Origin of the sequence: Halomonas organivorans, from assembly GCF_014192055.1 — a bacterium.
Taxonomy (GTDB): Bacteria; Pseudomonadota; Gammaproteobacteria; order Pseudomonadales; family Halomonadaceae; genus Halomonas; species Halomonas organivorans.
Genome location: NZ_JACHXM010000008.1, coordinates 37421 through 58837 on the forward strand (window position 1 = coordinate 37421; position 21417 = coordinate 58837).

The window sequence follows — 21417 nt, forward strand, 5'->3', positions numbered from 1 at the left end:
CTGTTGCCCGTGCGGATCAGATGTCCAGCAGCAGGCGAGCCGGATCCTCGAGCAGCGCCTTGATGGTCACCAGGAACTGCACCGCGTCCTTGCCGTCGATCATGCGATGATCGTATGACAGCGCCAGGTACATCATCGGACGGATCTCGACCTTGCCATTCACCGCCATGGGCCGTTCCTGGATCTTGTGCATGCCCAGGATCGCGGTCTGCGGCGGATTGAGGATCGGCGTGGACATCAACGAGCCGAAGATACCACCGTTGGTGATGGTGAAGGTGCCGCCCTGCATCTCGTCGATGCCGAGCTTGCCGTCGCGGGCACGCTTGCCGAAGTCGACGATGCCCTTCTCGACGTCGGCGATCTTCATGCCGTCGGTGTCGCGCAGTACCGGCACCACCAGGCCGCGGTCGGTAGACACGGCCACGCCGATGTCCTGGTAGCCGTGATAGACGATGTCGTCACCGTCGATGGAGGCGTTGACGTCCGGGAAGCGCTTGAGCGCCTCGGAGGCCGCCTTGACGAAGAAGCCCATGAAGCCGAGCTTGGTGTCGTGGGCCTTGAGGAAGGTGTCCTTGTACTGGGCACGCAGATCCATCACCGCGCCCATGTCCACCTCGTTGTAGGTGGTCAGCATGGCGGCGGTCTGCTGAGCCTCGACCAGGCGCTTGGCGATGGTCTTGCGCAGGCGGGTCATCGGCACGCGCTTCTCGGGGCGCTCGCCTTCGACGGCCGGGGCCGGCGCTGCGGCAGCCTTGGCACCGCCGGCCGGCTTGGCGGCTTTCTTGGCACTGCCGTCCTTGATGGCCTTCTGCACGTCTTCCTTCAGCACGCGACCGCCCTTGCCGGTGCCCTCGAGCTTGCTGACGTCGAGGTCGTGCTCGGCGACCAGCTTGCGCGCGGCGGGCGCGAGGATCTTGTCGCCGACCTTCTCGTCGCTGGCGCCGTCGTCGGCGGATGCGGCGGCCTTGCCTTCACCGGCGGACGGGGCAGCAGCACCGCCGGCACCTTCGGTGAAGATTGCCAGCACCTGCTCGGAGGTCACTTGGCTGCCTTCCTCGGCCTTGATCTCGGACAGCGCACCGTCGGCGGGGGCGACCACCTCGAGCACGACCTTGTCGGTCTCGATCTCGGCCAGTACTTCGTCGCGCTTGACGGCTTCGCCGACCTGCTTGGCCCAGCTGGCCACGGTGCCTTCCTGGACGGACTCGGGGAAGGTCGGCGCCTTCACCTCGTGCGTCTGGCCGCCGGCGGCCGGGGCGGCCTCCGGTTTGGCGTCGCTCTTCTCTTCGCTGGCGGCCTCGGCCTTGTCGTCGCCGCCGCTGGCCGCGCCTTCGCCGAGGCGGCCGAGCACCTGCTCGGACTGCACGGTATCACCCTCTTCCGCCAGCACCTCGGCCAGGGTACCGGCCTCGGGTGCCACGACCTCGAGCACTACCTTGTCGGTCTCGATCTCGACGATCAGCTCGTCACGCTCGACGCTATCACCCGGCTGCTTGTGCCAGGCGGCCACGCTGCCTTCGGCAACGGATTCCGGAAAGGTGGGTGCCTTGATCTCGGTAGCCATGTCGTTTCCCTTGTGTGTTCTCTCTCGTCCCGGTGGGCTGCCTTAGAGGTTGAAGGCGTCTTCCACCAGCTTGCGCTGCTGTTCGGTGTGCACGGACATGTAGCCCGCCGCGGGCGCCGCCGAGGCCGGGCGACCGGCGAACTTGAGCTTGCCGCCCAGGCCCGTCTTGTGCTGCTCCGCCACGCTGCGCATGTGATGCTGACTGGAATACCAGGCGCCCTGGTTGAGCGGCTCTTCCTGGCACCACACCATCTCGCTGACGTTGGTGTAGGCCTGGATCGCCTCGAGGAGCTCGGCCTCGGGGAACGGATAGAGCTGCTCGAGACGCAGGATGGCCACGTCGTCGCGGGCGTTCTCCTCGCGCCAGTTGGCCAGGTCGTAATAGACCTTGCCGGCACACAGGATGATGCGCTCGACCTTCTCGGCGTCGCGCTCGCCCTGGTCGGGGAGCACCATCTGGAAGCTGCCGCTGGCCAGCTCGTCGAGGCTGGAGGTCGCCTCCTTGTGTCGCAGCAGACTCTTCGGCGACATCACCACCAGCGGCTTTCTCAGCTTGCGGATCACCTGGCGACGCAGCAGATGGAAGATCTGCGCCGGGGTGGTCGGCACGCAGACCTGCATGTTGTGCTCGGCGCACAGCTGCAGGAAGCGCTCCAGACGCGCCGAGGAGTGCTCGGGCCCCTGCCCCTCGTAGCCGTGCGGCAGCAGCATGGTCAAGCCGCACAGTCGCTCCCACTTGGTCTCGCCGGAGGAGATGAACTGGTCGACCACGACCTGGGCGCCGTTGAAGAAGTCGCCGAACTGCGCCTCCCAGATCACCAGGTCATTGGGCGCCGTGGTGGAATAGCCATACTCGAACGCCAGCACGGCTTCCTCGGAGAGGAAGGAATCGTGGATGGTGAAGCACGGCTGGCCATCGCTCAGGTGCTGCAGCGGCACGTAGGTGCTGCCGTCCTTCTGGTTGTGCACTACCGCGTGACGGTGGGAAAAGGTGCCGCGCCCCACGTCCTGCCCGGTCAGGCGCACCGGATGCCCCTGGTCGATCAGCGTGGCATAGGCCAGCGTCTCGGCGAAGCCCCAGTTGGTGGCCATGCCACCGGCCTGCATCTTGCGACGGTCGTCGTAGATCTTGGCGACCTGGCGCTGCACTTCGACCCCGTCCGGGATATCGCACATCTTGGCCGCCAGGTGCTGCAGGCGCTTGAGGTCGAAGCTGGTGTCGGTATGGCCGCTCCATTCGTGACCGAGGTAGGGCTTCCAGTCGACGAACAGTGCGGTGTTGGGCTTCTGTACCAGGGCATTGGCCACGTGGTTGCCGGCGACCAGGTCGTCGCGGTATTTCTCCATCGTGGCCTTGGCATCGTCCTCGCTGATCAGCCCTTCCTCGACCAGGCGCTGGGCGTACAGGGTCCGCGAAGAGGCATGCTTCTTGATCTTGCTGTACATCATCGGCTGAGTGCCGGACGGCTCGTCGGCCTCGTTGTGGCCGCGGCGGCGATAGCACACCAGGTCGATGACCACGTCCTTCTTGAACTGCTGACGGTAGTCCAGTGCCACCTGGGTGGCGTGCAGCACCGCATCCGGATCGTCGCCGTTGACGTGGAAGATCGGTGCCTGGACCATCTTGGCGATGTCGGTGCAGTACTCGGTGGAGCGCGAGTCTTCCGGGTGCGAGGTGGTGAACCCCACCTGGTTGTTGATCACGATGTGCACCGTGCCGCCGGTCCGGTAGGCACGGGTCTGGGACATCTGGAAGGTCTCCATGACCACGCCCTGACCGGCAAAGGCCGCGTCACCATGGACGTTGATCGGCAGTACCTTGCCGCCGTCGGCGTCGCTGCGACGATCCTGGCGGGCCCGCACCGACCCCTCCACCACCGGCGCCACGATCTCCAGGTGCGAGGGGTTGAACGACAGCGCCAGGTGCACTTCGCCGCCCGGCGTCATGACGTTGGAGCTGAAGCCCTGGTGATACTTGACGTCACCGGAGCCACGCTCGACCACCTTCTTGCCGTCGAACTCGTCGATCAGCTCGGAGGGGTTCTTGCCGAGGATGTTGACCAGCACGTTGAGGCGGCCACGGTGGGCCATGCCGATCACCACTTCCTTGGTGCCGTAACCGCCGGCACGCTGGATCAGCTCGTCCATCATCGGGATGAAGGACTCGCCGCCCTCAAGACCGAAGCGCTTGGTGCCCGGATACTTGGACGCCAGGTAGCTCTCGAGGCCTTCGGCGGCAGTGAGTCGCTCGAAGACGTGCTTGCGCACCTCGTTGCTGAACTTGGGCTTGGAGCGCACCGACTCGAAGCGCTGCTGCAGCCAGCGTTTCTCTTCGGTGTCGACGATGTGCATGATCTCGCAGCCGATGCTGCGGCAGTAGGTCTGCTCCAGCGCCTCGACGATCTCCTTCAGCGGGGCCTTGTCGGCGCCGAGGAAGAACGAGCCCGTCTGGAACTCGGTGTCCAGGTCGGCCTTCGAGAGCTGGTGGAAGGAGAGGTCGAGGTCGGGCACCGGGGTCGGGCTGCGCAGATCGAGGGGGTCGATATCGGCCTTCTGGTGCCCGCGGAAGCGGTAGGCGTTGATCAGCTGCAGTACCTTGACCTGCTTGCGACTCTCGTCGCTGCCGGAAGCGGCGGCGGCCTGGGCGGTACGGCGCTGGCGGCCTAGCTGATAGAACTGTTCGCGGGTTGGAGCAAGTGGAACGTCGGGGGTGGCGCTGCCATCGGGTCTCGGCAGTTGGTCGAAATACTGACGCCATTCGTCGGGAACGGCGGTGGGGTCATCGAGGTACTGCTCGTAGAGCGCTTCCACATAGTGAACATTGCTGCCACTGACATGGGAGGAGCGCCACATCAACTCCATTATGCCTTGTTGCATCTCTCGGTCACCCTGCACTGATGGGGTGGTATCGGCCGTCACGGCTCACCCGTGGCGACATCTTTGGTAGCCTGCCGGCGGGCGGACACCTTGTTCTCGATGGTCAAAAGCCGGTGCGCAGGGCACCGGCTTCGACGTCTCACCGGGGGCCAGGCTGCGACAGCACGTCGCAGCTCGCGGCGTATGATAACAAGCCGGGGCCCACGATTTAAGTGGCATTCGCCAGCAGCATCTCGCGGATCTTGCCGATCGCGCGCGTGGGATTCAGCCCCTTGGGACATACCGCCACGCAGTTCATGATGCCGCGGCAGCGGAACACGCTGAACGGGTCCTCCAGCTCGGCCAGGCGCTCACGGGTCGCCTCGTCGCGGGAGTCGGCCAGGAAGCGGTAAGCCTGCAGCAGGCCGGCCGGACCGACGAACTTGTCCGGGTTCCACCAGAACGACGGGCAGGAGGTCGAGCAGCAGGCACACAGGATGCATTCGTAGAGGCCGTCGAGCTTGTCGCGGTCCTCCGGCGACTGCAGGCGCTCGATCGCCGGCGCCGGATTGTCGTTCTGCAGGTACGGCTGGATGCGCTCGTACTGCTTGTAGAACAGCCCCATGTCGACCACCAGGTCACGAATGACCGGCAGACCGGGCAGCGGACGCAGGGTCAGCTTGCCCTTCTTGACCACTTCGGAAAGCGGCGTGATGCAGGCCAGGCCGTTCTTGCCGTTCATGTTCATGCCATCGGAACCGCACACGCCCTCGCGGCAGCTGCGACGGAAGGCCAGGCCATTATCCTGCTCCTTCACCATGTGCAGGACGTCGAGCACCATCAGGTCGCGGCCTTGGGTGTCGACCTGGAACTCCTCCATGTAAGGGGCGGAGTCCGTTTCCGGGTTGTAGCGGTACAGGGATACCTGAAGATTGGACATCGTGACTCCCCTCAGTAGGTGCGGACTTTCGGCTCGAACATGTCGACGGTCTTGGGCGCGAAATTGACGTCGCGCTTGCCCAGCCTCTTGTCGGCCGGGAAGTAGAGCGAGTGCTTCAGCCAGTTGACGTCGTCGCGGTCCGGATAGTCATAGCGGCAGTGAGCACCACGGCTCTCCTTGCGCTCCAGGGCGGCGATGGCGGTGGCCTCGGCGACCTCCATCAGGTTGTCGAGCTCGAGCGCCTCGACCCGCGCCGTGTTGAAGGCGTTCGACTTGTCCGGCAGGTAGGCGTTGTCGATGCGGCCACGCAGCTCGGCCAGCTTCTTGACGCCCTCCTCCATGTTCTTCTCTTCGCGGAACACGCCGAAGTCGTTCTGCATGATGTCCTGCAGCTCGCGCTTGAGCTCGGGGACGGTCTCGCCGCTCTCGGATTCGTTCCAGCGATTGAGACGCTTCATCGCCGACTCGATGTCCGAGTCGCTGGCGGCCAGGTACTCGACCCCTTCGTTGAGCGCGCTTTCGATGAACATGCCGGCGGCACGACCGAACACCACCAGGTCGAGCAGCGAGTTGCCCCCCAGGCGATTGGCGCCGTGGACCGACACGCAGGCCGCTTCGCCGACGGCGTAGAGGCCGTTGACGATGTGATCGTTGCCGTCGCCGTCCTGCATGATGGCCTGACCGTGCACGTTGGTCGGCACGCCGCCCATCATGTAGTGGCAGGTCGGGACCACCGGAATCGGCTCCTTGGCCGGATCCACGTGGGCAAAGGTCTTGGACAGTTCGACGATGCCCGGCAGGCGCTTGCCAAGCACCTCATCGCCGAGGTGATCCAGCTTGAGATAGACGTGATCGCCATTCTCGCCGCAGCCGCGACCCTCGAGGATCTCCATGACCATGGAGCGCGCGACCACGTCGCGACCGGCCAGGTCCTTGGCGTTGGGGGCATAACGTTCCATGAAGCGCTCGCCGTCCTTGTTGACCAGATAGCCGCCTTCGCCGCGGCAGCCCTCGGTCACCAGGACCCCGGCGCCGTAGATACCGGTCGGGTGGAACTGCCACATCTCCATGTCCTGCATCGGGAAACCGGCACGCAGCGCCATGCCGATACCATCACCGGTGTTGATCAGGGCATTGGTAGTGGAAGCATAGATGCGACCGGAGCCACCGGTGGCCAGCACGGTGGCCTTGGACTTGATATGAACCACTTCGCCGGATTCGATGTCCATGGCGATGCAGCCGACCACGTCACCGTTGGCGTTCTTGACCAAGTCGATGGCGTACCACTCGTTGAGGAACGTGGTATTGTTCTTCAAGTTGTTCTGGTAGAGGGTGTGCAGCAGGGCGTGGCCGGTCCGGTCGGCAGCGGCACAGGTGCGGGCCGCCTGGCCGCCCTCGCCGAAGTTCTTGGACTGGCCGCCGAACGGGCGCTGATAGATGCGGCCGTTGTCGAAACGGGAGAACGGCAGCCCCATGTGCTCGAGCTCGAAGACCGCCTTCGGCCCCTCGGAGCACATGTATTCCGCCGCATCCTGGTCGGCGATGTAGTCGCCGCCCTTGACGGTGTCATACATGTGCCAGCGCCAGTCGTCGTTGGGATCGGCAGAAGCGATGGCACAGGTGATGCCGCCCTGGGCGGAAACGGTGTGCGAGCGGGTCGGGAAGACCTTGGACAGCACGGCGGTCTGCTTGCCGGACTTGGCCAGCTCGAGGGCGGCCCGCAGGCCGGAACCGCCACCGCCGATGATGATGGCGTCGAAGGTCAGGCTACGCATGTTGGACATGGATCAGGCTCCCCACAGGACTTGGATACCCCAGACCAGAAACACGAAGATGGCCAGGATGATGACGGTCTGGACGGCGATACGAATGCCGGTCGGCTTGAGATAGTCGGTGGTCACGGTCCACAGCCCCACCCAGGCATGGGCGGCCAGAGACACGAAAGCCAGCAGCGAGAAGATTCGCATCCAGGTCTGGGCGAAGAGTCCGCTCCAGGTCGCGTAGTCGAGACCCGGGTGAAACAGCAGATAACCGACGATGAAGAGTGAGTAGAGGGCCAGGATGATGGCCGAGACACGCTGCACGAGCCAGTCGGACAGCCCGCTGCGCCCAAAGTTCGTGATGTTGGTTACCATACCCAGACTCCAGCCAGAATGATCAGGACCACGCTCACCACCACGGTGATCTGTGCCTTCTTGACGCCGCCCTCGAGGGTCACGCCGATATCGATATCCATCAGCAGGTGCTTGATGCCGGCCACAAAATGAAAGGCCAGCGCGGACAGCAATCCCCAGGCGATCAACTTGGCCAGAAAGTTGTGGGCCAGCGCGTCATGCACCGCCGCAAAGCCTTCGGGCGACGACAACGAGGCGTCGAGGGCCCAGAAGCCGAAGATCAGGCCAATGAAGAGAATGACGCCGGTAATGCGGTGGGCGATCGACGTCAAGGCGGGGAGGGGGAACTGTATCGTGGACAGATCCAGATTTACGGGTCGTTTGCTATTCACGGCTCTCTACACACTCTCTTGGCCCGCAGTAGGCGCTCGGGCGAGGCCCGTCACGGGCGGTGGTTTCGGGAAGGGACTCGATCATGACGCGATGTCACGATCACCGTTTCCTGCCAGTCGCGCGACAGGATTATAGGGTTATGCCCACACCATGACAAATGACGCGCGCACCGACTCGACCATGGTGGCAAGCGCTTCGGGGGCAAAAAAACACCGCCACGGCGTAAGTTATCGCCTACACCCACAGCCTCCGATGGATCTTGCACGCAAATGGTGCAAAGCACCAACTCTGTTACAGACATTGTACATGTCGCGAGGAATGCACAAGCCAAGGGTGGCGATGGATGAATTGACAATCGTGAAGACGCTTCTATAGTGGGCGAACCTTTTCGCCGGCAAGTTCTGCGAAATCACGCATTATCGCGCCACCATGAACTCGAGAGGAGGCCAGTTATGGCTGACAGGAAAGCAACGTTGACGGTAGAAGGTCTGGACAAGCCGATCGAGCTGCCGGTCTACTCGGGGAGCGCAGGTCCGGATGTGATCGATGTCCGCAGCCTGGGCGCCGAAGGCCTCTTTACCTACGACCCCGGCTTCATGGCAACCTCCTCTTGCCAGTCCGCCATCACCTACATCGACGGCGGCAAGGGGGTGCTGCTGCACCGCGGCTACCCCATCGAGCAGTTGGCCAAGCACTCCGACTTCGTCGAACTATGCTACCTGCTGATGTTCGGCGAGCTGCCCGACAAGGCCCAGTACAAGGACTTCGCCGGACGCGTGCGCGGCCATACCATGGTCCACGAACAGCTGGCCAACTTCTTCAAGGGCTTCCGTCGCGACGCCCACCCGATGTCGATCCTGTGCGGCGTGGTCGGTGGCCTGGCGGCCTTCTATCATGACCACCTGGACATCACCAAGCAGGAAGATCGCGAGATCAGCGCCATCCGCCTGATCGCCAAGATGCCGACCATCGCCGCCATGTCCTACAAGTACAACGTCGGCATGCCCTTCAACTATCCGCGCAACGACCTGAACTATGCAGAGAACTTCCTCTACATGATGTTCAGCAACCCCTGCGAGGACTACGAGATCAACCCGGTGTTCGCCAAGGCGATGGATCGCATCTTCATGCTCCACGCCGACCATGAGCAGAACGCCTCGACCTCTACGGTGCGCCTGGCCGGTTCCACCGGTGCCAACCCCTTCGCCTGCATCAGCGCCGGCATTGCCGCCCTGTGGGGGCCGGCTCATGGCGGTGCCAACGAGGCGGTGCTCAACATGCTCGACGAGATCGGCGACGACTCCGAAGAGAACATTCAGCGCTTCATCGACAAGGCCAAGGACAAGAACGACCCGTTCAAGCTGATGGGCTTCGGCCACCGCGTCTACCGCAACTTCGACCCGCGCGCCAAGGTCATGAAGGAAACCTGCGACGAGGTCCTGGCCCAGTTGGGAATGGCCGACGATCCGCAGCTCAAGATCGCCAAGCGCCTGGAACAGATTGCCCTGGAAGACGAGTACTTCATCGAACGCAAGCTGTATCCGAACGTCGACTTCTACTCCGGCATCATCCTCAAGGCCATGGGCATCCCGACCAACATGTTCACCGTGATCTTCGCGGTGTCCCGCACCATCGGCTGGATCTCCCACTGGCACGAGATGATCAGCGACAGCTACAAGATCAGCCGTCCGCGCCAGCTCTACGTGGGCCACACTCAACGCGACTATCCCGCCGAGTGATCCGCCAGCATTGACCCCACGACGACGAAGGCCGCCCATCGGGCGGCCTTCGTCGTTGGCGGCCCTGGCTGCTTGCCACCGCCCCTCACCTGCAAGCCCGACAACCCCCGCCCCAGCGAGCCCTGGAAGGGGTGCCTGCGCCCGTCTCAGGGTACTGACGAAGCTCGACCAGCCTCGCCTGCCTGCGACGCCAGGGAGCGCAGTGGTGGACGATCAGGGCCGACGACATCACACTGTCATCCCGCTGACCTCATTCCGCAGCGTTTTCCACACATTCTGTGGATAACCCTGTTCAAAACCCCTAGAGAAACGCCTCAAATCGCCATGGGCAGCGGGTCGCGCTTAGATTGATCAATTTTTGACCTAATGCAAACCATTGATTTTAAAGAACTAATCAACGAAGCCCATAACCACGGGGCTAGAGCGCGAGCCTGTGCACAGATCGCGGGGGAGGAACAGTCAACGTGGACAAGTCAAGGCCCGTAGCGACCCATCTTTGGTACAAAAGTACGAGAATGCGCCATGCTCAGCGCGCCAGCGGCTCGCAACGGCGAACACAAAAAAAGACGCCTTCGGCGTCCGGATATACAGGAAGGGATGGCGTCCCATAGGGGGTTCGAACCCCTGTTACCGCCGTGAAAGGGCGGTGTCCTAGACCACTAGACGAATGGGACGCAGCATCTTCGATGCGAGATGGTTGGTGGAGCCTAGCGGGATCGAACCGCTGACCTCAACACTGCCAGTGTTGCGCTCTCCCAGCTGAGCTAAGGCCCCGCATCTCGTGAAGACGGGGCGTATAGTACTGATTCCCTTCGCCTTCGTCAACCCCTCGTGCTTCGCACGAGAGCTTTAAGCTATAAGCCTGAAGCTGGAAGAGAAACAACACCCATATCGCCGCTCCCACCGCACCTCGGCACAACCGTTGCTGCCGGTCTTGCCGAGGTCTTCTTAAAGCTTACAGCTTATGGCTTACAGCTCCCGGTACTCCTTCTCAAACCGCTTGGCCTGCTTCTTGGACACGCCGCCAAGCACCGCGATGGCGTGGCGCAGGCGCGCCCGGGTCATGTCGGAGCCGAGGATCGCCATGGCATCCATTACCGAGGTGCTGGACGCCGAACCGGTGATGGCAATGAACACCGGGGCCAGGAAGTCCTTCATCTTGAGTTCGAAGTGCCCGGCCAGCGCCTTGACCTCGGCGAGCAAGGCTTCCTTGTGCCAGGTCGGCACCGTCTCGAGGCGCCACGTGAGGAACTGCAGCAGCTTCACCAGGTCCTCACGGCCCAGCTTGACCGCATCGAAGTCGCCCTCTTCGAGCGCCGGCATCCCGGAAAAGAAGTGACCCGCCAGCGGCATGACATCGGAAAGCGTCTCCACGCGCGGGCGCACCTGTGGAAGGATCTGGCGCACATAGTCCTCGTTGAAGGCCCAATCGCGTAGCGCCGTGAGGAAAGCGTCGTCGTCCAGATCCTCGCGGATGTACAGACCATTGAGCCAGCTCAGCTTCTGCAGGTCGAACACCGGCCCGCCCAGCGAGACCCGCTGCACGTCGAAGTGGCTCATCATCTCATCGAGGGTGAACTTTTCGCGCTCGTCCGGCATCGACCAGCCCATGCGCCCCAGGTAATTGGTCACCGCCTGCGGCAGGAAGCCCATGCGCCGGTAGTAGTTGATCGAGGTCGGATTCTTGCGCTTGGAGAGCTTCGACTTGTCCGGGTTGCGCAGCAGCGGCATATGGCACAGCGCCGGCATCGGCCAGCCGAAGTATTCATATAGAAGCTGATGCTTGGGCGCGGAGTTGATCCACTCCTCGCCGCGCAGCACGTGGGTGATGCCCATCAGATGGTCATCGACCACATTGGCCAGGTGATAGGTCGGCATGCCGTCGGACTTGAGCAGGATCTGGGCGTCCACCTGAGCCCAGTCCACCTCGATGGTGCCACGCAGCATGTCTTCCACCACGCAGGTCCCGCTGGCCGGTACCTGCATACGCACCACGTGGGGCCAGCCCTCGCGCTCACGGCGAGCAACTTCATCGTCGGGAAGCGCCAGGTCGGCGGGCTTGAGCGCCAGGTGCAGCCCCTCGGCCTTGCGCGCCTCGCGTAGCTCGTCGAGCTCCTCGCTGGTGCGATAGCACTTGAAGGCATGACCGGCTTCGATCAGCCGTCTGGCATGCTCAGCATAGATGTCGCCGCGCTCGCTCTGGCGATACGGGCCATGGGGACCACCCACGTCGGGCCCCTCGTCCCACTCCAGGCCCAGCCAGCGCAGGGAGTCGAGGATCATCTGCTCGGACTCGGCGGTCGAACGTACCCGATCGGTGTCCTCGATACGCAGAATGAACTCACCGCCGTGTTGACGAGCGAAGCACAGATTGAACAAAGCGATATAAGCGGTGCCCACATGGGGATCACCGGTGGGAGACGGCGCGATACGAGTACGTACGGTCATGTCGTCCTTGGTCCAGTCGAGAGAATGAGGCCCTGGGCGCCGTCGCCAGCGCGGCACGAAAAGGCCGAGACGCTCGATCGATGGGACAGGCACCTGACCAGGGCGGATGGACGCATTATACGCACCTCGCGCCAGGGCGGCAGCCGTGGTATGGAATCATTGACGCCCCAGGCGGTCCACAGCAAACCCTCTGCAAAGGCACGAACAACGATGCTCGCGCAACTGCCGAATGACTTCAACGCCCTGGTGACCGGAGCCTCCGGAGGGATCGGCTCAGCCCTGGTCGATGCCCTGCTGGCCTCCTCCAGGCTTGGGCGACTGTATGCCGTCAGCCGGCATGAGGTGCGACGTGATGACTCGCGACTGAGCGCCTTCCCCCTGGACCTGACCAAGCCTGAGGGGCTGGAGGCACTCGGCCACGCCCTTCCCGACCGGCCGCTGCACCTGGTGATCAATACCCTCGGCCTGTTGCACGACGAAGCGAGCGGCATCTTTCCGGAAAAGAAACTGGGCGACCTCGACGGCGACGCCATGGCCCGCCTGTTTCACGTCAACGCCACGACCCCGGCACTGCTGCTCCAGACGCTGGAGCCCGTGCTCAAGGGCCATCACCCGGTTCTGATCGGCAGCCTTTCGGCCCGGGTCGGCTCGATCGGCGACAACCGCCTCGGCGGCTGGTACGCCTACCGCGCCAGCAAGGCCGCACATAACATGCTGATGAAGACCGCCGCCGTGGAGCTCCGCCGCCTCAATCCCCACGCCGTGGTGATCTGCCTGCATCCTGGCACCACCGATACCGCCCTGTCGGCTCCCTTCCAGACCAGGGTGCCCGAGGGCAAGCTGTTCTCACCGGCCTTCGTCGCCGAACGTTTACTGAGCGTGCTGGGAGAGCGACGGCCCGAGGACAGCGGCGGCTTCCTGGACTGGAACGATGCCACCATCCCATGGTGACAAAGTCTCGAGCCCGCGGTCATATCGTTGATGCGCGCTATTGCACAGTCTGTAGCAATAACGGACCATTCCATCCTTCTAGACGACCTCAGACAGGACGACGTTAATGGATACACTCGGCCCTCGGATCAAGCATCTCCGGCTGGAGGCCAAGCTCAACAAGGCCGCTCTCGCCCGCCGGGTCGGCGTCTCGGACGTCACCATCTCGTATTGGGAGTCCGGGGCTATCAAGCAGATCGGCCATGAACGCCTGGTGGCCCTGGCCGCCGCCCTCAACTGTCCACTGTCCGCCCTGCTCGATGACGAGGGCACGCGTCCTTCGCCGCTCTTCTTGAGGGCCGATGCTTCGCCTCCCTGGACGACCCCCGATGCCAAGGGCATCGAACTGCCTATCGAGCTGACCCCTGGGCAGCGCTGGGATGGCGACTGCCACCTGGTCACACCGGCCCCGGGAGAGAGCTTCGATTATCTCGGCGCCGGCGATCTGGCGGCCATCGCCCCTACCGAAATATTCCGGCAACCCGGCCTGTATCTGATCGAAGAGGCCGGTCGCCTGGCACTGCGCCGAGTACAGCAGGATGCCAAGGGTGCCCTGACCTTCCAGCGCCAGGACGACGACGCCCTCGTCCCCTATACACCGGACTGCCGATTACTGGGCAAGATCGTCTCGCTGTGGCGCCACGAAGTCCTGTGAACCGCACGCTCAGTCCAGTTCCATGACCTCGACCTGATCGGTGGTATGTCGCGGCCGTGAGCCCACCAGAAAACGCTGAGAGGCGCTGACCACCTGCCCCAGCCCATGACGTGATGCCTCGACCAGGGGGCCGCGCAGGTTCTCCCCCTGCTCTCCCAGCCGCGCTCGCACTTCCGGCGGCTGAACCTGGGCTGGCGGCATGTTCACGGTGATGCGGTAGTCCCCGTCGGGCAGACCGCTCCCGGGACCAAAGGGCCCAGCGGAGAATGCGCCGGCCGAGACGGTGGTTCGCTCCTGCCAACGCACGCCACTGACTTCCCGCTCCACCAACACCTGCAGGCGGGTATGGTCCGGCAGATTGGTCGTGCTCTCGACCACCAGCCGCCGATCGCTACGCAGCCGGGCCGACACCTCGATGACCACGACAGCATCGAACGGTGGCACCTCGGCGGTAGGCGTGGCTTCGGCGGTCGGCTCGGGCTGAGCCACGCCGCCGACCCGCTCGTCGGCCGGCGGCGAGTCCTCCTCGCTGCTGCCGCATCCGGACAGCAACGCTGCCAGAACGACCCATACCGTACCGCGACGCCATGCCCTCATGCCTGTCCTCCATGCCCTGGAATCCCTCGCCAGCCTACCATCACAGCGACGGACTCGCGCCCGTCAGTCACCGCGACACTCCCGGCATAGCGTGGCATGCGACACTGCGGCCAACCGCCCCGCATCGATCACTTCACCGCACCGCTCGCAGATCTCTCCTCTACCCTCGCGAATCCGTGCCAAGGCATGGCGCACCTGGGCCAGTTCATCCTCGGCTTCCGCTTCCAGCGAAGCCACCACTTCGTCGTCGCGCGTCTCAAGGGGCTGATCCTCCATGTCCCTGTCCACCGGACCGCCCAGATGCTGACGATGGGCCCGATAGCGCTCCAGGCGCTCCTTGAGTTCATCCCGAAGCCGCTCCAGTTCGACCTTGCGATCGTCACTCATCGCCATGTCTCCTTTCATCTGATGGCCCACCGCTACTCGCCAACCTCCAGGGCACGATACCCGGACGACGTCAGCTCGATCCGATGTACTCGTCCCTCGTCATCACGTCCGACCTCGAGGAAGCCCGCCGCCTCCAGGGCCGCAATATCGTCCAGAATCATAGCCTCGTGCGAATCCCCACCGGCATGACCGAAAGGCGCCACCAGTACGCCGCCATGCTGCAGCACGCGGGCCATCAACTCGCGCCGTGTATCGCCGAGATCATGTGCGTCCATGGGCTGCTCTCCTCTTACCCTGTTACCGCGGTATCACCTGCAGTATGGACGACATCGTCAGCGGCACGGTTCACGCTGACAGCCCCCTCGCAACCGACGCCACGACTGGTAGAATACGCGCCATTCCGCCCGACCTCCGTGATACCGATGACCGACCTCGACCGCACTTTTTCCGTGGCCCCGATGATGGATTGGAACGAAGGCTGACAACCACGGGCATTAGCGCCACCAAGTACCAAAATTGGCACAGTATTTTCTCCCCGCCCAACCGATACCAGTCTTTCACTGCTAGCTTGATAACCTACCAATGCATTAGCTCGCAGCAGGGGAAACAGATGCAGCCTTACCTCAACCTCGGCGGGAACTCAGGCGTTCGCTTCTACGAGATTTTGGCCGACCGTATCCATGTGCAGTTCAAAACAGGTACTCCATATACCTGGTCGTATGCCAGCTGTGGCCAACACCATGTCGAACAGATGAAAACCCTGGCTCGTAATGGGCGTGGGCTTAATTCCTACATCATGCGTTTCGTTCGTAAGGGATATGAGCGGTGACGAAGAGGATAAAACTGCATAGATCCGCATAGACCGTCGCCTCCCTGTAACCCCTTCCAACCCGCTCAACGGTGGGGTCTGACGACCTAGTGCATAAGTGCATAAAAACCGGCACGTTTAGCGCGCAGGCGGGGCGGGGTGTCGACGGCGCGCGGCGGTCCACGGCTGGGGATGCCGGCAGGTGGAGAAGGTAGCGCCCGCACGAAAAGGCCGCCCGAGTGGGCGGCCATGGTGGTAGTCAGCGAGTCGGTGGCTATCGCCGGGTCGGATCGAGGCCAGTGCCTTCGCCGGCACTCAGCGAGTAGGGATCGAACTGCACGATCTTTTCGCCGGCCCACTCGTTGATCTCGCGCATGGTGGCCTGGAGCGGCTCGAGCTCGTTGGCCACGAAGACACGAGCAGCCTTCTCGACGTCGCCGAACCCGCCGGTGTTCTGGGGAATGATCCCCATCATCTGGGGCGGGATGCGATGGCCGGCGAGCTGGTCGTCGCGGGTGATGTTCTTGATGTTCCAGAAGTCGTCCTTCGCCGCCACCTCACTCACCGGGATCACCTGCACCCCGTCCTTCTTGCCGCTGGGCGAGTAGAGGAACAGGTTGCGGAAATTGCCGGGGCCCTTCGACTCCTTGAGCGCCTGGCGCATGGCGTCGATGTCCTTCTGATCGTGGGCCGGATCATTCACGTACATGATGAATCCCGCATGTGAGCCGTTGAGGTAGTAGCGGCGACGGAACAGCGTGGCCGACTCGTTAAGCCAGGCCGACTGCAGGCTGCCCAGGTAGTCCGGCACGCCATAGATCGCCTGGTCGATGTCCGGCTCGAGCAAGTGCACCACCCTCCCCCGTGGCAGCTCGGTGCGCTCCAGGTAGTTGGGCACCCACCAGTAGCGATCGGCACGCTTGCCGCCACGCCGAATGTACTTGGCACCCAGGTGCCGGAACGGCAGCTGCTTGCCCAGCCGGCCGCGCACCTCCTCGAGGTAGGCGTTGCCGAACACCAGGTAATCCAGGGCCAGCGCCGAGAAGGTGCGCCGGCCCAGCAACGGGTGCGGCCGGAACGTGCGCAGCAGGATGTTGCGCTTCACCTGGAGCGCGCTGCCATGGTGGGCCGTGGCCCGATAGGACTTGGCCAGGATATCCATCGGCACCGGTGGCTCGTACCACTCGTCCGCCGACAGGTAGACCCCCTCATAGAAGACGTCGCGCATGCTGGTGACGGGCTCCGGGTCGCCAAAGCTGAACGCCTCGGTGCGTGGCGTCGCCGGCGCACTGGCAGTGGAGTACCCCGCCGGCAGGCGGACGCGCGGTTTACTGGCGGTGGCGGTCATTCGTACATCTCCATCAGGGACTGGCCGGCCCCCTCGGCCGGGCCGTCGATCGGTTCGTGTGACAAGGCGTGCATGGTGGCCCACGCGAGATCCGCGTGACCGGTGGCCTGGCTGCGGCCCGAGGTGTAGGTGTACTGGCGGCCGGAGGCGGTGAGCTCTCGTTTGATGGCCATGAACGACTGGGCGAGATCCGACCAGCCGGCGTCGAACTCGAGGCGGTCCTTGCGCATGATCTGCTGGGCCTGCATGACCAGCCGACCCTTGACCGCCGGGTCATAGCGGAAGCGCACCAGGGTCGGGAACCACTTCTCGACGTGCTCGGCCACCGCCTCGCCGAGGCCGGTGATGTCGATGCCGATATGCTCGATGCGGTACTTGGCCTGGAACGACTTGATGAACGCCGCCTGGGCCTCATAGTCCTCGCCCTTGAGCCGGTGGCGCTCCAAGATGCGGTGCTTCTCGCCGGCACTGCGCGCCGGCAGTACCACCACCATGCCCGCGCCGTCGCCGTCCTCGCCGGTGCCGGTCGGGTCGTAGCCGATCCATACCCCACGATCGCCCACCGGACGCGGCGCGTAAGGCCGGTAGTCGTCCCAGATCTCCCAGCTGTCGACCATGCACGGGTGCACGAGCGACAGCGGAAACGCCGACTGACTGTCGTCGACAAACTGGCACATCAGCAGGTTGGCGAACTCGTCGGGGCTGTATTCCAGCTTGAGCTGCTCGAGGTCGAACAGGTCACAGCCGCCGGCGATGGCATCCTCCACGGTGACGATCTGTCGCCAGTGGCCATCTGGGCACAGCGACCCGCCGGCCAGCTCGGCGTGGCTGACGTCGAACTCCTGACGCTCGCTCTTCTTGCGCCGCTTGTTGAACAGTTCACCGGACCAGAACGGGTAGGCCTCGTGGCCCAGGCTCGAGGGCGTCGAGAAGTACGTCTGCCGCCACTTCTTGTGCATGGCCATCCCGGAGGTGACCTTACGGAACTCCTGGAAGCGGTGAATCCAGAAGTACTCGTCCAGGTAAACGTCACCGTGATAGCCCTGGGCCGTCTTCGAGTTGGTACCCAGGAAGTGCAGCTCGGCGCCGTTGTCGAGCACGACCGGATCGCCCTTGAGGTCGACGTCGCAGACCTCCTTCACGAACTGGACGATGTAGTTGCGGAAGATATGGGCCTGCGCCTTGCTCGCCGAAAGGAAGATCTTGTTCCGGCCGTGCTCGAAGGCGTCGACGATCGCCTCGCGGGCGAAGAAGAAGGTGGCGCCGATCTGGCGGCTCTTGAGGATGTTGCGAATCCGGTGCTTCTGGCCGGCCTCGTACCAGTGGCGCTGATAGGCGAAGGCGCCTTCCAGGAACGCCGCCTTGAGCTGCTCGACCTGCTCCTCGTCGAGATGGTTGCGCCGCGGCTTGCGCTTCTCGCCGGCGTTACGCCGCTCGATGTTCGGATTGAGATCGGCCTCGCGCCCGCTCTCTTGGTAGCGGTGCACCCGGGCCAGCCGCTCGATCTGCCGGCCTAGCAGGTCGATCTCTTTGAAGTCCCGAGGCTCCTTGGGAACCTTCCCGATCAGTTGCACCAGGCGTGCCTCGAGCGCCCCCTCCACCCGCTGGGTAGGTGTGGCCTCCTCCCAGCCGTCGCGTTCCTTCCAGCTATGAACGGTCGGCGCCTTGAGGTCGAGGAATTCGGCGATACGCGCCACTCGCCAGCCCTGCCAGTAGAGATGGCGGGCCGTCAGGCGCGGGGATTCGAGGGTATCGGGGGCTGGTGTCGTCATGCGGCCAGCCTACCCGCGCGCGCATGGCCATCTCCGGGCGCCTCGGTGTGAGTCGCCCGACTTACACCGGCCCCGCGTTGAGAGAGTCCCCCTGTACGCGGAACCTGACGCCATTGCCCGACCCGCCACCCAACGAGGCACCCATGGCCCAGTTCCGCGTCGCCACCGAAGGCGCAACCACCGACGGCCGCACGATCTCACGCCAGTGGATCGAGCAGATGGCCAAGAACTTCGACCGCTCCAAGTACGGCGCCCGCGTGTGGATGGAGCACATGCGCGGCATGTTCCACGACGGGCCCTTCCCCGCCCTGGGCGACGTGACGGCCGTGGAGGCCAAGGAAGTCGAGGACGGCAAGCTGGGCTTGTTCGTCGACATCGACCCCACCGACAAGCTCAAGGAAATCAACCAGAGCCGTCAGAAGGTCTACACCTCCATCGAAGTGGACCCGGAATTCTCCGACACCGGCGAAGCCTACCTGGTCGGCCTGGCAGTCACCGACACCCCGGCGAGCCTCGGCACCGACATGCTGCAGTTCAGCGCCCAGCAGGGTGACAAGTCGCCGCTGGCCGCCCGCAAGCAAAAGCCGAGCAACGTCTTCACCGCCGCCGTCGAGACCGAACTGGACTTCTCCACCCCGGCTGCCAAGCCCGACAAGGGGCCGGGCCTGCTCGATACCGTCAAGTCGCTGTTCAGGAAGCACGACGCCAAGACCGACAAGGGCTTCGCGGACTTCCGCACCGACCTCGAGCAGACCCTCGAACTGTTCGTCGAGAAGCACCAGGCCCTGGTCGACGACCTCGCGGACCGCCCTGACGCCGCCGCCTTCAACGAGCTGAAGACCACCCTCGAGGCGACGAAGCAACGCCTCGACGAGCTCTACACCCAGCTCGACAACACCCCTGACACCGAGCCCCGCTCCCCCGCCCTGGGCGGCAACGGCGGCGTCGAGCTCACCGACTGCTGAGGACCCCGACCCCATGCGCAACGATACCCGTCAAGAATTCAACCGCTTTGCCCAGCGCATCGCCCAGCTGTCTGGCGTGCCCAGCGCCGGCGAGTCCTTCTCGGTCGAGCCCAGCGTTCAGCAGACCCTGGAATCCAAGATCCAGGAGTCCAGCGAGTTCCTGGGGAGCATCAACATCATCGGCGTCGACGAACTCAAGGGCGAAAAGCTCGGCCTGGGGCTGACCGGCCCGATCGCCGGCCGCACCGATACCACCGCCAAGGACCGGACGCCGCGGGATCTGAGCTCCCTGGACGCCCTCGGCTACGAGTGCCGCTCCACCGAGTTCGACACCTACCTCCCCTGGAGCAAGCTCGACGCCTGGGCCAAGTTCCGCGACTTCCAGGCCCGCGTGCGCAACATGATCATCCGCCAGCAGGCGCTCGATCGCATCATGATCGGGCTCAACGGCACCAGTGCCGCCATCGAGACCGACCGCGTCGCGAACCCGCTGCTGCAGGACGTCAACATCGGCTGGCTGCAGCACTACCGAGATCAGGCGCCCGCCCGGGTGCTGAGCGAGGTGGTCGCCTCCTCCGGCGAGGTTCGCGTCGGCCCCGGTGGCGACTACGAGAACCTGGACGCCCTGGTCTACGACGTGGTCAACGAGATGATCGACCCCTGGCATCGCGAGTCCACCGACCTGCGCGCGATCTGCGGCCGCAAGATCCTCGCCGACAAGTACTTCCCGCTGATCAACAAGGATCAGCCGCCCACCGAGCAGCGCGCCCTGGACATGATCGTCAGCCAGAAGCGCATGGGCGGGCAGCAAGCGGCCCGCGTGCCCTACATGCCCGACGGCACCCTGCTGATCACCCCGCCGGAGAATCTCTCCATCTACTGGCAGCGCGGCAGCCGCCGCCGCTACCTCAAGGACGAGCCCAAGCGCAAGCGCGTGGAGAACTACGAGTCCTCCAACGACGCCTACGTGGTCGAGGACTTCGGCGCCGGCTGCCTGGTGGAAAACATCGTTTTCGGCGACTGGAGGGTCTGATGCAAAGCCCCGCCCGCAATCACTACGCACGTGTCTCCGCCGCCCAGGCGGCAGGGGCCGCCGATCCGGAAAGCCAGCAGAACGGCGAGCAGTACGAGATCCACGCCGCCGCGCTGTACGAGGCAAGGCGCACCCTCAAGGGCATCAAGAGCACCGAGCAGAAGATCGCCAAGAAGCGCGAGATCTTGCCGGAGTTCGACGCCTACGTGGCCGGCGTGCTGGAGGCCGGTACCGGCGCCCAGGACGACGTGCTGATGACCGTCATGATCTGGCGCCTCGACGTTGGCGACCTGGACGGCGCGCTGGCCATCGCCGAGTACGCCCTGCGCCACGGCCTGGACGCCCCCGACCGCTTCGAGCGCGACACCGCCTCGATCCTCGCCGAGCAGCTCGCCGAGGAGGCGATCAAGCAGCTGGAAGCCCCGGTCCAGGACACCGAAGAAGCCCGCGCCGTCGCCGCCAATGCCGCCGCCGAGCTGGCCATGCACCTCAGCCGTGCCGAGGCGCTGACCCACGACGCCGACATGCACGACCCGGTGCGCGCCAAGCTGCACAAGGCCCTGGGCTACGCCGAGCGCGCCCGTGGCGGCCATGCCGCCGAGGCCCTGGAGCACCTGCGCCGCGCCCTGGAGCTCAACGACCGCGCCGGAGTGAAAAAGGACATCGAGCGTCTCGAGCGCCAAGTGCGTGACGAAAGCGCCAAGAACGCTGGCCAGGGCGACGCCGCCCAGGCCTGACACCGAGTCGCACGCCGACGTCAGGGGGCACCAGGTGATGGCGGTTTGACTTGTCTCCTTGCTCGCCTACC

19 protein-coding genes and 2 tRNA genes are annotated in these 21417 nt (G+C 64.3%); 7 read left to right on the forward strand and 14 right to left on the reverse strand.

Annotated elements, in window-relative coordinates; all coding sequences use genetic code 11:
* Positions 1–16 precede the first annotated feature (16 nt).
* From odhB to sdhC, 6 genes are all read right to left on the reverse strand, one after another.
* Positions 17–1564: a 2-oxoglutarate dehydrogenase complex dihydrolipoyllysine-residue succinyltransferase gene (gene odhB, locus FHR96_RS10145; protein WP_183387565.1), complete on the reverse strand. Its 1548-nt coding sequence runs from the start codon at positions 1562–1564 to the stop codon at positions 17–19.
* Positions 1565–1606: 42 nt separating this feature from the next.
* Positions 1607–4441 carry a 2-oxoglutarate dehydrogenase E1 component gene (locus tag FHR96_RS10150; protein ID WP_183387566.1) on the reverse strand — a complete coding sequence of 945 codons (2835 nt, stop codon included), beginning with the start codon at positions 4439–4441 and terminating at the stop codon, positions 1607–1609.
* Positions 4442–4649: 208 nt separating this feature from the next.
* Complete coding sequence (locus tag FHR96_RS10155) at positions 4650–5360, reverse strand: succinate dehydrogenase iron-sulfur subunit (RefSeq protein ID WP_183387567.1); 711 nt, start codon at positions 5358–5360, stop codon at positions 4650–4652.
* 11 nt (positions 5361–5371) lie between these two features.
* Positions 5372–7144, reverse strand: a complete 1773-nt coding sequence (sdhA, locus tag FHR96_RS10160) for a succinate dehydrogenase flavoprotein subunit (RefSeq protein WP_183387568.1) — start codon at positions 7142–7144, stop codon at positions 5372–5374.
* A 3-nt stretch (positions 7145–7147) separates the two neighbouring features.
* On the reverse strand, positions 7148–7495 hold the full coding sequence (sdhD, locus tag FHR96_RS10165) for a succinate dehydrogenase, hydrophobic membrane anchor protein (RefSeq protein ID WP_183387569.1): 348 nt from the start codon (positions 7493–7495) through the stop codon (positions 7148–7150).
* Positions 7489–7866 (reverse strand): succinate dehydrogenase, cytochrome b556 subunit, encoded by a 378-nt coding sequence (sdhC, locus tag FHR96_RS10170; RefSeq protein ID WP_183387570.1) that lies wholly within the window; start codon positions 7864–7866, stop codon positions 7489–7491. Before sdhC ends, sdhD begins: the two co-directional genes overlap by 7 nt.
* Positions 7867–8319: 453 nt before the next feature.
* Between sdhC and gltA the strand changes: the two genes are divergently transcribed.
* Positions 8320–9606, forward strand: a complete 1287-nt coding sequence (gene gltA, locus FHR96_RS10175; RefSeq protein ID WP_183387571.1) for a citrate synthase — start codon at positions 8320–8322, stop codon at positions 9604–9606.
* A 598-nt stretch (positions 9607–10204) separates the two neighbouring features.
* Here gltA and FHR96_RS10180 read toward each other — a convergent pair.
* The 3 genes from FHR96_RS10180 to gltX all read right to left on the reverse strand — a co-directional run bounded on the left by FHR96_RS10180 (position 10205) and on the right by gltX (position 12054).
* Positions 10205–10280: transfer RNA gene (locus FHR96_RS10180), tRNA-Glu, on the reverse strand.
* 24 nt (positions 10281–10304) lie between these two features.
* Positions 10305–10380 (reverse strand) — tRNA-Ala (locus FHR96_RS10185).
* Between the two features lie 195 nt (positions 10381–10575).
* On the reverse strand, positions 10576–12054 hold the full coding sequence (gltX, locus tag FHR96_RS10190) for a glutamate--tRNA ligase (protein ID WP_183387572.1): 1479 nt from the start codon (positions 12052–12054) through the stop codon (positions 10576–10578).
* A 210-nt stretch (positions 12055–12264) separates the two neighbouring features.
* On the opposite strand from gltX, the gene FHR96_RS10195 reads away from it, so the two are divergent.
* Together FHR96_RS10195 and FHR96_RS10200 are read left to right on the forward strand one after the other, a co-directional pair.
* Positions 12265–13005 carry an SDR family NAD(P)-dependent oxidoreductase gene (locus tag FHR96_RS10195; protein ID WP_183387573.1) on the forward strand — a complete coding sequence of 247 codons (741 nt, stop codon included), beginning with the start codon at positions 12265–12267 and terminating at the stop codon, positions 13003–13005.
* 106 nt (positions 13006–13111) lie between these two features.
* Positions 13112–13699 (forward strand): helix-turn-helix domain-containing protein, encoded by a 588-nt coding sequence (locus FHR96_RS10200; RefSeq protein WP_183387574.1) that lies wholly within the window; start codon positions 13112–13114, stop codon positions 13697–13699.
* Between the two features lie 9 nt (positions 13700–13708).
* On the opposite strand, the gene FHR96_RS10205 is transcribed toward FHR96_RS10200, so the two are convergent.
* The 3 genes from FHR96_RS10205 to FHR96_RS10215 all read right to left on the reverse strand — a co-directional run bounded on the left by FHR96_RS10205 (position 13709) and on the right by FHR96_RS10215 (position 14958).
* Positions 13709–14296: a hypothetical protein gene (locus FHR96_RS10205; protein WP_183387575.1), complete on the reverse strand. Its 588-nt coding sequence runs from the start codon at positions 14294–14296 to the stop codon at positions 13709–13711.
* Positions 14297–14359: 63 nt separating this feature from the next.
* Positions 14360–14683 carry a TraR/DksA family transcriptional regulator gene (locus tag FHR96_RS10210; protein ID WP_183387576.1) on the reverse strand — a complete coding sequence of 108 codons (324 nt, stop codon included), beginning with the start codon at positions 14681–14683 and terminating at the stop codon, positions 14360–14362.
* 32 nt (positions 14684–14715) lie between these two features.
* A complete protein-coding gene (locus tag FHR96_RS10215; protein ID WP_183387577.1) occupies positions 14716–14958 on the reverse strand; it encodes a hypothetical protein in 243 nt (80 codons plus the stop codon).
* Positions 14959–15293: 335 nt separating this feature from the next.
* On the opposite strand from FHR96_RS10215, the gene FHR96_RS10220 reads away from it, so the two are divergent.
* The gene (locus tag FHR96_RS10220; RefSeq protein ID WP_183387578.1) at positions 15294–15512 is read left to right on the forward strand and encodes a hypothetical protein; all 219 of its coding nucleotides are present in this window, start codon (positions 15294–15296) and stop codon (positions 15510–15512) included.
* 253 nt (positions 15513–15765) lie between these two features.
* Here the strand turns inward: FHR96_RS10220 and FHR96_RS10225 are convergent, their stop codons facing one another.
* Both FHR96_RS10225 and FHR96_RS10230 read right to left on the reverse strand, forming a co-directional pair.
* Positions 15766–16839: a phage portal protein gene (locus tag FHR96_RS10225; RefSeq protein WP_183387579.1), complete on the reverse strand. Its 1074-nt coding sequence runs from the start codon at positions 16837–16839 to the stop codon at positions 15766–15768.
* Positions 16836–18611, reverse strand: coding sequence for a terminase large subunit domain-containing protein (locus FHR96_RS10230; protein WP_183387580.1), 1776 nt, complete (start codon positions 18609–18611; stop codon positions 16836–16838). Before FHR96_RS10230 ends, FHR96_RS10225 begins: the two co-directional genes overlap by 4 nt.
* A 143-nt stretch (positions 18612–18754) precedes the next feature.
* Here FHR96_RS10230 and FHR96_RS10235 point away from each other — a divergent pair, with 143 nt between their 5' ends.
* Genes FHR96_RS10235 through gpM form a run of 3 tightly spaced genes read left to right on the forward strand, consistent with a single transcriptional unit; the run spans position 18755 to position 21346 of the window.
* Complete coding sequence (locus tag FHR96_RS10235; RefSeq protein WP_183387581.1) at positions 18755–19576, forward strand: GPO family capsid scaffolding protein; 822 nt, start codon at positions 18755–18757, stop codon at positions 19574–19576.
* Positions 19577–19589: 13 nt separating this feature from the next.
* Entirely contained in the window at positions 19590–20609 is a 1020-nt protein-coding gene (locus FHR96_RS10240; protein ID WP_183387582.1) for a phage major capsid protein, P2 family, read from the forward strand.
* Positions 20609–21346 carry a phage terminase small subunit gene (gene gpM, locus FHR96_RS10245; protein WP_183387583.1) on the forward strand — a complete coding sequence of 246 codons (738 nt, stop codon included), beginning with the start codon at positions 20609–20611 and terminating at the stop codon, positions 21344–21346. The genes FHR96_RS10240 and gpM overlap by 1 nt, the downstream gene beginning before the upstream one ends.
* Positions 21347–21417: the final 71 nt, after the last annotated feature.

Excerpts from the sequence above, each read along its gene's own strand:
- odhB (WP_183387565.1), bottom strand. The coding sequence starts at position 1,564 with ATGGCTACCGAGATCAAGGCACCCACCTTTCCGGAATCCGTTGCCGAA.
- FHR96_RS10150 (WP_183387566.1), bottom strand. The coding sequence starts at position 4,441 with ATGCAACAAGGCATAATGGAGTTGATGTGGCGCTCCTCCCATGTCAGT.
- FHR96_RS10155 (WP_183387567.1), bottom strand. The coding sequence starts at position 5,360 with ATGTCCAATCTTCAGGTATCCCTGTACCGCTACAACCCGGAAACGGAC.
- sdhA (WP_183387568.1), bottom strand. The coding sequence starts at position 7,144 with ATGTCCAACATGCGTAGCCTGACCTTCGACGCCATCATCATCGGCGGT.
- sdhD (WP_183387569.1), bottom strand. The coding sequence starts at position 7,495 with ATGGTAACCAACATCACGAACTTTGGGCGCAGCGGGCTGTCCGACTGG.
- gltA (WP_183387571.1), top strand. The coding sequence starts at position 8,320 with ATGGCTGACAGGAAAGCAACGTTGACGGTAGAAGGTCTGGACAAGCCG.
- gltX (WP_183387572.1), bottom strand. The coding sequence starts at position 12,054 with ATGACCGTACGTACTCGTATCGCGCCGTCTCCCACCGGTGATCCCCAT.
- FHR96_RS10195 (WP_183387573.1), top strand. The coding sequence starts at position 12,265 with ATGCTCGCGCAACTGCCGAATGACTTCAACGCCCTGGTGACCGGAGCC.
- FHR96_RS10200 (WP_183387574.1), top strand. The coding sequence starts at position 13,112 with ATGGATACACTCGGCCCTCGGATCAAGCATCTCCGGCTGGAGGCCAAG.
- FHR96_RS10205 (WP_183387575.1), bottom strand. The coding sequence starts at position 14,296 with ATGAGGGCATGGCGTCGCGGTACGGTATGGGTCGTTCTGGCAGCGTTG.
- FHR96_RS10210 (WP_183387576.1), bottom strand. The coding sequence starts at position 14,683 with ATGAGTGACGATCGCAAGGTCGAACTGGAGCGGCTTCGGGATGAACTC.
- FHR96_RS10215 (WP_183387577.1), bottom strand. The coding sequence starts at position 14,958 with ATGGACGCACATGATCTCGGCGATACACGGCGCGAGTTGATGGCCCGC.
- FHR96_RS10220 (WP_183387578.1), top strand. The coding sequence starts at position 15,294 with ATGCAGCCTTACCTCAACCTCGGCGGGAACTCAGGCGTTCGCTTCTAC.
- FHR96_RS10225 (WP_183387579.1), bottom strand. The coding sequence starts at position 16,839 with ATGACCGCCACCGCCAGTAAACCGCGCGTCCGCCTGCCGGCGGGGTAC.
- FHR96_RS10230 (WP_183387580.1), bottom strand. The coding sequence starts at position 18,611 with ATGACGACACCAGCCCCCGATACCCTCGAATCCCCGCGCCTGACGGCC.
- FHR96_RS10235 (WP_183387581.1), top strand. The coding sequence starts at position 18,755 with ATGGCCCAGTTCCGCGTCGCCACCGAAGGCGCAACCACCGACGGCCGC.
- FHR96_RS10240 (WP_183387582.1), top strand. The coding sequence starts at position 19,590 with ATGCGCAACGATACCCGTCAAGAATTCAACCGCTTTGCCCAGCGCATC.
- gpM (WP_183387583.1), top strand. The coding sequence starts at position 20,609 with ATGCAAAGCCCCGCCCGCAATCACTACGCACGTGTCTCCGCCGCCCAG.